Annotated in this window: 10 protein-coding genes; 5 read left to right on the top strand and 5 right to left on the bottom strand. The window is 42.6% G+C overall.

Features of this window, described 5'->3' with window-relative positions; translation table 11 throughout:
• The first annotated feature begins 452 nt into the window (after positions 1 to 452).
• Both AACS92_RS17510 and zur read left to right on the top strand, forming a co-directional pair.
• Entirely contained in the window at positions 453 to 866 is a 414-nt protein-coding gene (locus tag AACS92_RS17510; protein WP_099111855.1) for a DUF2628 domain-containing protein, read from the top strand.
• Between the two features lie 89 nt (positions 867 to 955).
• Positions 956 to 1,420: a zinc uptake transcriptional repressor Zur gene (zur, locus tag AACS92_RS17505; RefSeq protein ID WP_099111854.1), complete on the top strand. Its 465-nt coding sequence runs from the start codon at positions 956 to 958 to the stop codon at positions 1,418 to 1,420.
• A gap of 140 nt (positions 1,421 to 1,560) precedes the next feature.
• On the opposite strand, the gene lexA is transcribed toward zur, so the two are convergent.
• Together lexA and AACS92_RS17495 are read right to left on the bottom strand one after the other, a co-directional pair.
• Positions 1,561 to 2,178, bottom strand: coding sequence for a transcriptional repressor LexA (gene lexA, locus AACS92_RS17500; RefSeq protein ID WP_099111853.1), 618 nt, complete (start codon positions 2,176 to 2,178; stop codon positions 1,561 to 1,563).
• A gap of 118 nt (positions 2,179 to 2,296) precedes the next feature.
• Positions 2,297 to 2,668 carry a diacylglycerol kinase gene (locus tag AACS92_RS17495; RefSeq protein ID WP_099111852.1) on the bottom strand — a complete coding sequence of 124 codons (372 nt, stop codon included), beginning with the start codon at positions 2,666 to 2,668 and terminating at the stop codon, positions 2,297 to 2,299.
• Positions 2,669 to 2,805: 137 nt separating this feature from the next.
• Between AACS92_RS17495 and plsB the strand changes: the two genes are divergently transcribed.
• Positions 2,806 to 5,274 carry a glycerol-3-phosphate 1-O-acyltransferase PlsB gene (gene plsB / locus AACS92_RS17490; protein WP_099111851.1) on the top strand — a complete coding sequence of 823 codons (2,469 nt, stop codon included), beginning with the start codon at positions 2,806 to 2,808 and terminating at the stop codon, positions 5,272 to 5,274.
• A gap of 96 nt (positions 5,275 to 5,370) precedes the next feature.
• On the opposite strand, the gene ubiA is transcribed toward plsB, so the two are convergent.
• The 3 genes from ubiA to pgi all read right to left on the bottom strand — a co-directional run bounded on the left by ubiA (position 5,371) and on the right by pgi (position 8,599).
• Positions 5,371 to 6,228 (bottom strand): 4-hydroxybenzoate octaprenyltransferase, encoded by an 858-nt coding sequence (ubiA, locus tag AACS92_RS17485; protein WP_169926680.1) that lies wholly within the window; start codon positions 6,226 to 6,228, stop codon positions 5,371 to 5,373.
• 31 nt (positions 6,229 to 6,259) lie between these two features.
• Positions 6,260 to 6,769 carry a chorismate lyase gene (gene ubiC / locus AACS92_RS17480; RefSeq protein ID WP_099111849.1) on the bottom strand — a complete coding sequence of 170 codons (510 nt, stop codon included), beginning with the start codon at positions 6,767 to 6,769 and terminating at the stop codon, positions 6,260 to 6,262.
• 183 nt (positions 6,770 to 6,952) lie between these two features.
• Entirely contained in the window at positions 6,953 to 8,599 is a 1,647-nt protein-coding gene (gene pgi, locus AACS92_RS17475; protein WP_099111848.1) for a glucose-6-phosphate isomerase, read from the bottom strand.
• A gap of 261 nt (positions 8,600 to 8,860) precedes the next feature.
• Here pgi and lysC point away from each other — a divergent pair, with 261 nt between their 5' ends.
• Together lysC and iclR are read left to right on the top strand one after the other, a co-directional pair.
• Positions 8,861 to 10,234, top strand: a complete 1,374-nt coding sequence (gene lysC, locus AACS92_RS17470; protein ID WP_099111847.1) for a lysine-sensitive aspartokinase 3 — start codon at positions 8,861 to 8,863, stop codon at positions 10,232 to 10,234.
• Between the two features lie 265 nt (positions 10,235 to 10,499).
• On the top strand, positions 10,500 to 11,330 hold the full coding sequence (iclR, locus tag AACS92_RS17465; RefSeq protein ID WP_099111846.1) for a glyoxylate bypass operon transcriptional repressor IclR: 831 nt from the start codon (positions 10,500 to 10,502) through the stop codon (positions 11,328 to 11,330).
• Positions 11,331 to 11,599: the final 269 nt, after the last annotated feature.

Raw genomic sequence — 11,599 nt, 5'->3', positions numbered from 1 at the left:
AACTGCTCAGTAATGTGAAAAAATTCTTGAAAAAATCTGCAAATAGACTCTTTCAGAGAAAGTAAATCGAGTGTCTCACTATTATGAAAAGTTATTTAGCATCATTTTAACTTAGTCATTTGTATTGCACATTTAGAAATATGGTTTCACATGCATAATTATAAAGCCAAATAATTTCACATCGCTAATAAGAAAATAAAAAATGAAACAATTGGCATAGTGATTAATGCCAAAATATGTATATAAAATCAGTATTGATAATAATTGTTCTAGTGTTTTAACATAAGTATCTTTGATTCTCAGAGAAGATTTTTTGTTATCTTAAAAAATAGCTGAGGTAAATATCTTTCTAAATGGGTTTCAAAAGTAACGGATATCTGTGATTAGCTTTAATCTTAAGATAATCACCACACTATATTAGTGCGTAAGAAAAAATAAAATTAAGGCATAAAATGGACATCTCTAAATACTCTAAGAACTGGCAAGAACGATTTAAATTTTTTGAAAAAAATGGGGCTCCTTCTTCTAAAGAATATCAAGCTGCTTTTAAAAAGGCACCTTATATAACGCGCATCAAGATAAATATGAACTTCTTTGCATTTTTCTTTGGCATTCTCTACTTTATTGTACTTGGAATGTGGAAAAAAGGATTAACCATACTCGGTATCGGGGTCGCTTTATTTTTTGCTTTCTTTATGATTAGCGCGATAGTCCCTCTATCCCTTGAAACTGCAAATTTTATTAGTATTTTTCTGGGAGCTATGAATGCTGCATTATATGGTGTAACAGCTAATTATTCTTATTACCTAAAAGAAAAAGAAGGTGATGATAGCTGGAATCCATTCAAAGGCCTTAAAATGATCTAAGAATAGAATACATCGTGTGAACACCTCTCTCAGCCACAAAAAACATGGTAATATTAAGTCATTAGCATCGTGTAGGTGTGAGAGGTGTAATGAAAACTATCAATCAAAAAAAATTACTGACGCAGGCTGAAGCAATCTGTCTGTCACGAGGGGTTCGTTTAACACCTCAACGCCTTGAAATTCTGCGCTTGATTTCAGCCCAACCGGGTGCAATCAGTGCTTATGATTTGCTGGATCTGCTACGTGAAGTTGAGCCACAGGCAAAGCCGCCAACTGTTTATCGAGGGTTAGAGTTTTTACTGGAGCAGGGTTTTGTTCACAAAATAGAATCTACAAATAGTTATGTGGTGTGTCATCACTTTGAAGAACCATGCCATACATCAGCAATGTTTCTTTGTGATAATTGTGGTTCTGTTACCGAGCAGGATGCTGAAGATATCGAATCAGCGATACAAAATTTAGCACAGCGTGCAGGGTTTCATTTGCGGCACAGTGTCATAGAAGTCCACGGATTATGCTCTTCTTGCCATGAAACAAACTCGTGTATGGAGTGAGTTTGAAATTACCTTATCAGGCGGTCATTACTTGATGATAAATTCATTAAATTCTACGTCCCCGCATAAACATGTGCTTAGCGGGTACTACGAAAAATGACCGCCCAGAATGGGTAATGTATAATTATCCGCTTTTACAATCAGAACCAATCCCCGTTACGAATCACGCCAACTGCTAACCCTTCAATGGTGAAATTCTGTTCGCGTAAATCCACAACGATAGACTTAAACTCAGGATTTTCAGCAATCAGTTCTATCTTGTTTCCTGTTTGTTTGAAACGTTTTACTGTGACTTCATCTTCAATCCGTGCCACGATGACCTGCCCGTTATGAACATCCTGCGTTTTATGCACAGCGAGTAAATCACCATCCATAATACCGATATCCTTCATGGACATACCACGGACACGCAATAGAAAATCAGCATTCGGTTTAAATAATTCCGGATCCACTTTGTAATGGCTTTCAATGTGTTCCTGAGCCAATAGTGGTTCACCAGCAGCCACACGACCAATGAGTGGTAATCCAGCCCCTTCATCTTCCTCTTCAAGTAGCAAACGGATACCTCTGGAAGCACCAGCGATAATTTCTATCACCCCTTTACGCGCAAGTGCTTTTAAATGCTCTTCTGCTGCGTTAGGTGAACGAAAACCAAGACGCGCGGCAATTTCAGCACGTGTCGGTGGCATACCCGTCTGCGAAATATGGTCACGCACCAAGTTATAAACTTCTTGCTGCCTGGCTGTTAATGCTTTCATTTCGCCCCCTGTTTGTTTATACAGTCTGACTGTGAGTATATACAGCTAAAATTGAATTGGGAACCAGTCAGAATGTAAAAGCCGCTAAATAACGATTTTTGACGAAAAATACACCACATTAACGGGTGAAATACGACCAAATAATTATCACCCACGTAAATAGTGCTAAAATCATGGCTAAAAATACCGCAGCTGAGCCCATATCCTTTGCTCGCCCCGATAGTTCGTGATATTCGCTGCCAATACGGTCTACAACCGCTTCAATAGCGCTATTAAGCATTTCCACAATAAGCACTAACATAACTGAACTAATGAGAAAAAGTCTCTCAAACATGCCGAAATCAAAGGAGAATGCCACAATAATTGCTAAAATAGCTAAAACTACCTCCTGTCGGAATGCAGCCTCATTTTTCCATGCAGCTTTAATACCTTTTGCCGAGTACCCAGCCGCTTTAATTATGCGGGTTAAACCTGTTGATTGGTTAGCCATAAAAATTTTCTTCAAGAATCATAATAGTTTTAAGATCATATAACTTTTAGTCCCTATTATTATCTTATTTACACAGATCTCAAAATCTGTTTCTGGTATGCTTGCCGCGCATTGCTAACAAGAGGCTTAAAGCAGTTATGTCAGCTTGGCGTAAAATATATTACAACTTATTGAATTTGCCGATAAAACTTTTAGTTAAAAGTAAACTTATTCCAACGGTTCCTGTTACGGAGCTGAGTCTTGATACGACTCGGCCTATTCTGTATGTGTTACCGTATCATTCAAAGGCCGATTTATTGACTCTGCGTCAACAGTGTCTTGCTCAGGATTTACCTGATCCGCTAGCGCCTTTGGATATTGATGATACACAGCTTCCAAGCTATGTCTTCATTGATGATGGCCCGCGTGTATTCAGTTACTATGCGCCTAAACATGAGTCTGTGAAGATTTTCCATTCTTATCTGGATTTACATCGTAGTAATCCTGATTTAGATATTCAGATGGTGCCTGTTTCTGTGATGTTCGGGCGCTCTCCCGGGCGTGAAGGTCAGGAAACCAATACAGCTCCTCAGCTACGCCTGCTTAACGGGATCCAGAAGTTTTTTGCAATCCTGTGGCTTGGGCGAGATAGTTTTGTCCGTTTTTCCGCACCGGTATCATTACGCAGTATTGCTGATGAACATGGCACAGATACAATTATTGCCAATAAACTCGCCCGCGTTGCACGCATACACTATTCCCGCCAACGTTTGGCTGCTGTCGGGCCACGTTTACCTGCGCGGCAAGATCTGTTCAGAAAGTTACTGGAATCAAAAGCGATTGAAAAAGCGATTGCTGATGAGGCTCGCAGCAAGAAAATTTCGCCAGAAAAAGCGAAACAGAACGCAATCAATATGCTGGAAGAGATTGCCGCTGATTTTTCCTATGAAACTGTTCGCATAACAGACCGTGTACTGAGTTGGACGTGGAACCGTCTCTATCAGGGCATCAATGTCCATAATGGCGAACGTATCCGCCAATTGGCTCAGGATGGTCATGAACTTGTTTATGTTCCATGCCATCGTAGCCATATGGATTATCTGTTGCTGTCTTATGTGCTTTATCATCAGGGTCTGGTTCCACCACATATCGCAGCGGGCATTAACCTGAATTTCTGGCCAGCTGGCCCGATATTCCGCCGTCTTGGCGCATTCTTTATCCGCCGCACGTTTAAAGGCAATAAACTCTATTCAACTATTTTCCGCGAATATCTGGGTGAACTGTTTTCCCGTGGTTATTCTGTTGAATACTTTGTTGAAGGTGGGCGCTCGCGAACAGGCCGCTTGCTCGATCCGAAAACAGGTACGCTTTCCATGACATTGCAGGCAATGTTACGTGGAGAGTCACGACCTATCACGATTGTGCCGATCTATATCGGTTATGAACATGTGATGGAGGTTGCAACTTATGCCAAAGAATTACGTGGTGCAACCAAAGAGAAAGAAGGCTTTTTCCAGATGGTTCGTGGGTTGCGCAAGCTGCGTAATCTGGGGCAAGGTTACGTCAATTTTGGTGAGCCAATCCCATTAGTACAATATCTGAACCAGCATGTTCCTGAATGGCGTGAGTCCATCGATCCAATAGAAGCACAACGTCCGACATGGTTGACCCCAACGGTCAGCAAACTGGCGGATAATATTATGGTGAATATCAATAATGCCGCTGCTGCAAATGCAATTAATTTATGCAGTACAGCTTTATTGTCATCACGTCAGCGAGCACTTACTCGTGAGCAGCTTATTGAGCAATTAGATTGCTATATGCAGCTGATGAGCAATGTTACTTACACTAACGATGTCACTATTCCGGCCAAAACAGCAGAAGAGCTGCTGGATCACGCTTTACGGATGAATAAATTTGAGGTCGAAAACGACAGTCTTGGGGATATCATTATCCTACCTCGTGAAAGCGCGGTACTGATGACCTATTATCGTAACAATATCCAGCACTTGTTGATCCTGCCATCCTTAATCGCCAGTATCGTGATGCATCATCGCCGTATTAGCCGCACTGAACTGCTCAGGCAGATAGAGCTGATTTACCCTCTGCTCAAGCAGGAACTGTTCATGCGTTACAGTAAGGCGGAATTGCCTGATGTAGTAAATACCTTGATTGATGAATTGGTACGCCAACGCCTGATCTGCAATAAAGAGCAGGAAGTGCTGGTACTCAATCCTGAGCGTATCCGTCCACTACAATTGTTGGCGGCAGGTATCCGGGAAACTCTGCAACGCTATGCCATCACGCTTTCTTTACTGAATGCCACTCCGGATATCAGCCGTGGTGCACTGGAAAAAGAGAGCCGGATGTTGGCACAGCGTTTGTCAGTGTTGCATGGTATTAATGCGCCGGAATTCTTCGATAAAGCTGTGTTCGCCTGTTCTGTTAATACATTGCGGGAGGAAGGTTATATCCAGGATAGTAGCAACATCGTTACCACAAATGCCCAAGCGCTTTATCAGGTGTTAAGTGAGCTGATGTCTCCCGAGATCCGCCTGACGATTGAAAGTGTCAGTATGCCTCCTGAACACAGTGATCAAGAGTCGACAGATGAAATTCAGGAATAACATACTGTTCTGAAAATAAAATCTGACAAATAGATAAACGGGCGGTCATTTTATGGCCGCCCGTTTTGTTAAACCATTTTCTTTAAAAATATAGGGTTAAAAAACATAGCTGAAAAGAATGCCGAGGAATAAAACAAAACCAACATAATTATTGTTCATGAATGCCTGAAAGCATTGCTCACGACTACGGTCAAAAATGAGTTTTTGCTGATAAATAAAAAGCGCACCAGCCAGTAATACCGTCCAGTAATACATTCCACCCAAATTAACCAGACAGCCAACCACAATAAGAATTGCCAGCATAATGAGCTGCAAAATACCAATAATCAGCTTATCAAAACGCCCGAACAAAACTGCTGTCGATTTCACGCCAATTTTCAGGTCATCATCACGATCAACCATCGCATATTGGGTATCGTAGATTACTGACCATATGACATTTGCCAGAAATAATAACCAGCATTCTAATGGTAAGGACTCACTTACCGCCGAGAAAGCCATTGGAATTGACCAGCCATAGGCCGCACCTAATACAACCTGTGGCAGGTTACTGACCCGTTTAACGAAAGGATAAGCACACGCCAACCCTAATCCGGCAAAGGATAAGGCAATCGTCATTTTATTCAGCGTCAAAACCAGTGCAAAAGAGATCAGCACGAGTATGCTAAATAAAATTTTGCACTCTTTTACGCTGATATCACCACTGGGAAGCGGACGAGACTTTGTCCTTTCAACATGTCCGTCAAATTTTCTGTCGGCGAAATCATTAATACAACACCCTGCTGCCCGCATGAAAAAGACACCCAAAGTGAAGACCAACAGGATATGTAAATTGGGTACACCTTTTGCTGCTATCCATAATGCCCAGTAGGTTGGCCATATTAGTAACAATACGCCAATAGGTTTATCAATACGCATTAAACGGCAATAGGCACGCCATTTATTTTGCGTCATACTGACCTCCAATCTGTTTCTCCCTTATCTCTTATTTAATTTTATATGCAGGTGATTCTGGCAAAAATATTTCTGTAAGTAATAATGGCTTTTCTGATAAACGCAGTAAAGATCGTCTCGCCCAACGCTGGCCCTGTAACCCTATTTGAATATAATCCCGCGTCAGGTTATTGCCACTAAAAAGGTAGCGACCAAGAGGAACCGTTCCCAAATCCACCAGCTTTTTATCTGGCCCTGTTAATGTTTCTTTCGGGATCACTGTTCGTCCCAACAACCACGGAATATTATCGCCAAACAGGATAATTTCCCGCAGCCAGTATTTTTCACTTATAGGTAAGTGCTCACTTTCATCACCAAGCTCTTCAGCTGTAATAAAGCATTCCCGAAATGGTGTGACAGTGACATGATGGCAATGCTGTTCAAAACGACGAGTCATTGAACCAACTTCCATCAGCCAGTCCAGAATACTCTCAGGCGTGTTGGCTTCGTCAGTTGAAAACCAGTGAATAGGAGTAGAGGTTAATATTGTGTCATCTGCCATGTCATTTTCCAATTGCGGAGAATATCAACGTCTCCGACAGCGCAACGAATGGGAAGTGAGGATATCATGTTACAGACCAATAAAATAAAAAGTTGATAACAAATTATGTAGATTGCAAAAAATATCCCCCCAATAAATAGTGTTATTGAGGGGATAGCAGATTATATAAAATGATAAATCAGATTAACGCCATTCTTTGAAGCGATTAATCAGCCCGTTTGTAGAGCTGTCATGGCTATTTACGCTTTCTGAATCGTGGAGTTCAGGCAGGATACGGTTTGCCAGTTGTTTGCCCAGCTCAACGCCCCACTGGTCGAATGAGAAGATATTCAGAATTGCGCCCTGAGCAAAGATTTTATGCTCATACATGGCAATCAATGCGCCCAGACTAAATGGTGAAATTTCACGTAACAGAATTGAGTTGGTCGGACGGTTTCCTTCAAACACTTTGAATGGCACAACATTTGCCACATCCTGTACATTCTTTCCGGCAGCAACAAATTCGGCTTCTACCTGAGCCTGAGTTTTACCAAAAGCCAGCGCTTCAGTCTGTGCAAAGAAGTTAGATAATAATTTACTGTGATGATCGCCAATTGGGTTGTGGCTGATTGCCGGTGCAATAAAATCACATGGGATCAGTTTCGTTCCCTGATGGATAAGCTGGTAGAAAGCATGCTGACCATTGGTACCCGGTTCACCCCAGATAATCGGCCCGGTCTGATAATCCACGGGGCTTCCATTACGATCAATATATTTACCGTTTGATTCCATATTTCCCTGCTGGAAGTAAGCAGCAAAACGATGCATATATTGATCATAAGGCAGAATCGCTTCAGTTTCTGCGCCAAAGAAATTGTTATACCAGATGCCAATCAGCGCCAGAATAACCGGAATATTCTGTTCGGGCGCAGTTTGTGCAAAATGCTTATCCATTGCATGGGCACCATTCAGCAATTGCTCGAAATTATCATATCCAATGGACAGGACAATGGATAAACCTATCGCAGACCAAAGGGAATAACGGCCACCGACCCAGTCCCAGAACTCAAACATGTTTTGCGGATCAATACCGAACTTGCTGACTTCCTGTTCATTCGTTGAAAGAGCGGCAAAATGTTTGGCAACGTGTGCTTCATCAACTGCACTTTGCAAGAACCAATCACGGGCAGAATGTGCGTTAGTCATCGTTTCCTGAGTGGTAAAAGTCTTTGATGCAATCAGGAACAATGTGGTTTCCGGCTCCAGAGACTTCAGCGTTTCAGCGATGTGAGTGCCATCCACATTAGATACAAAGTGCATATTAAGGTGATTCTTATAGGCTTTCAGTGCCTCTGTCACCATATATGGGCCAAGATCTGAACCACCAATGCCGATGTTGACCACATCAGTAATGGCCTTACCGGTATAACCTTTCCACTCCCCACCAATAATGCGCTCACTGAATGATTTCATTTTTGCCAGTACCGCATTGACCTGCGGCATAACATCTTCCCCATCAACCTTAATCGGAGAGTTACTGCGGTTACGCAAAGCAATATGCAGTACAGCGCGATCTTCAGTACGGTTAATCTTTTCACCGGAAAACATGCTATGAATAGCCCCGGATAAATCAGTTTCTTTCGCCAGATCCTGTAATTTCTCCAGTGTCTCCGGGGTAATACGGTTTTTGGAATAATCCACCAGAATCTGATCGTCAAATGTGGCAGAGAATGTCGCAAAGCGCGCCTTATCCTGCTCAAACAGATCTCGCAGGTGAGTATCTTTGATCTGCTCAAAATGTTGCTGCAATGCTTTCCAGGCTTCAGTCTGGCTAGGGTTGATGTTTTTCATGAATAATGTTCTCTATCTACTGTAGATAAAAATAGGAATGCACAGGATTGTAACAAGTTAATACTGTGATGGACCTCCTTTTCCTGTTACTGACTGATATTGGTCAAAATAAGCGATTATTTCCAGTCATAATTACATAGGCAAAAACGATAATCTCCCTCTAATCATGAAAAATATTGATGCTTAATTAACAAATATTGACTCATTACCGCTAACCCGATATTTCTAATTGCCTATCTTTAAAACAGAAGGCTATCATCCATGAGTGCAGTATCTTCTCCCTCGTCGCAGTATATTGTTGCAAAATTCGGTGGTACCAGTGTGGCAGACTTTGATGCCATGAATAACTGTGCTGATATTATTCTGGCAAACAGAGATGTTCGCGTCGTCGTTTTATCAGCTTCCGCAGGTATAACCAATTTGCTGGTCACATTAGCTTCCGGCTGTAATAGTGATAAACGGGAGAAGTGCCTGAAACAGATCCGGGACATTCAATACGCCATTATCGGACGATTGAATGAAACAGATGTGATTAAAGATGAGATTGACCGTCTGTTGGATAACATTGCTACATTATCAGAAGCGGCTTCGCTCGCCACATCTGACGCCTTGACTGATGAGTTAGTCAGCCACGGTGAAGTCATGTCCACCCTGTTGTTTGTTGAATTATTACGTCAGCGCAATACGGATGTCGAATGGTTTGATATCCGCCGGATAATGCGCACCAATGACCAATTCGGACAGGCAGAGCCTGATACCACCCAGCTCAATATTCTGGCTGAACAACATTTGCAGCCACGCCTGAATAATACAATTGTTATTACTCAGGGTTTTATCGGCAAAGAAGAAAAAGGGCGTACAACAACATTAGGGCGTGGCGGCAGTGATTATACCGCCGCATTACTTGGTGAAGCGCTCGGGCTAAGCCGTGTGGATATCTGGACCGATGTTCCGGGAATTTACACAACAGACCCTCGTGTTGTCCCAACAGCTACGCGTATTGATAAAATTGCTTTTGATGAAGCGGCTGAGATGGCAACATTTGGTGCCAAAATCCTCCATCCGGCAACATTACTGCCCGCCGTTCGCTGTGGTATTCCTGTTTTCGTTGGTTCAAGTAAACAACCACAGGCAGGCGGTACACTCGTTTGCGACAGAACGGTAAACCCGCCCCGCTTCCGGGCACTGGCTCTGCGTCGCAAACAAACTTTATTAACTCTGCACAGCCTGAAAATGCTGCATGCAAGAGGCTTTCTGGCGGAAATTTTTATCCTGCTTTCACGCCATAATATTTCGGTGGATCTGATTACTACCTCAGAAGTCAGCGTTGCGTTAACACTGGATACAACAGGCTCCACCAGCACGAATGGTAGTTTGCTGACTAATGCCCTACTGACAGAGCTTTCAACACTGTGCCGTGTCGAGGTTGAAGAAGATTTGGCACTGGTGGCGATTATCGGTAATAAGCTGTCACAGGCCAGAGGATTAGGAAAAGAGATCTTTGGTCCGCTGGAATCCTTCAATATCCGAATGATCAGCTATGGTGCAAGTAGCCATAATGTCTGCCTGCTTGTACCCGGGCAAGACGCTGAAGAAGTGGTTCAAACCCTTCATAAGAATTTGTTTGAAGAATAATCAATGCACCCGGGTATTCTCATTCCATTACGGCAATAAGAATACCCTCCTATACACTTTGCCTTTCAAGTTGCCTCTTTGTTGACTGCACTCATTCTCAGATAAATGTTTTTGTTTGCCAAATGTGATTTTCAATATACTTTTTCCTTCACTCATCGGATGTGTTTTCCTACCCTTTATCATTCATAATAAGAAAACGAAAACAAATTCCATTTTAACTCCGCTTGCTCATCCTATAAGCAGAGGATAATTTAGAGGGAATCTTATGACTACCGCTATTGCCAATAAACGCCCTAAAAAAACTAAAATGACAGCCGGCGGTGCCGCAGCAGGCGGTCAGGTACAATCCTTGAGTCGGGGCTTATCCCTTTTGGAATTCATTTCTGACTCACAAAGCGGAGTCGCCCTGACTGATCTTGCTATTCAGGCCGGTCTGCCTAACTCGACGACCCATCGTCTTTTGACGACGCTACAACAACATGGCTTTGTTCGGCAAGTTGGCGATCTGGGCCTATGGGTAATTGCATCACATGCGTTTGTTGTCGGTAGCAGCTTTCTACAAAGCCGCAATCTGATGGTACTGGTTCACCCAATTTTACGCCAGTTGATGGAAGATTCCGGCGAAACTATCAATCTTGCTATTTTCAATATTGATGAATATGAAGCGGTGATTGTCGATCAAGTGCAATGTAACGCATTGATGCGAATGTCCGCGCCTATTGGTGGCCAGTTACCAATGCATGCTTCTGGCGCAGGTAAGGCACTACTTGCGACACTGTCTGAACAAAAATGCCTGCAATTACTACATAAAAAAGGGTTACACGCCTATACACAGCACACACATACTACCGCTGCCGCCATGAAAGAGAATCTTGAACAAATCCGTAAGCAGGGTTTTTCATTTGATGATGAAGAACATGCTCTTGGGTTGCGCTGTATTGCTGCCTGCATCTATGATGAGCACCATGAAGCGTTTGCCGCTATTTCTATCTCTGGCCCAATATCTCGTATCTCTGATGAGCGTGTGACTGAGCTGGGAGCCCTTGTTATGCGGGCAGCGAAAGAGATAAGTCGGGAATATGGCGGTAATAAGTAAAACTTCTGCTAATTTAACTTAAAAAGTAGACTTACTGATTAGCTGTCACGTTTCAGCTTATAAATTGATATAGATCACAGATAAGGTGTGTTGAAGGCAAAAGTTGATTGCATCCTTTGCTTATTGCATTAAAAATGTTACCGGTAACAACCAGTGAAAGTATGTGCTAGTACTACAGCCGTGATCCATATTGTGTCATGATGACTCTCTATCTTCCTAACACCAAGGGAGGTGTCCTATGACCTCACCTGTCAACCTCTGGGAACAGG

This window comes from Xenorhabdus sp. KJ12.1 (assembly GCF_963876495.1).
In the GTDB taxonomy this organism is placed as follows: domain Bacteria; phylum Pseudomonadota; class Gammaproteobacteria; order Enterobacterales; family Enterobacteriaceae; genus Xenorhabdus; species Xenorhabdus stockiae.
Note: the sequence above shows the minus strand (reverse complement) of the source record. Positions and strands in the feature narration are given on the sequence as shown.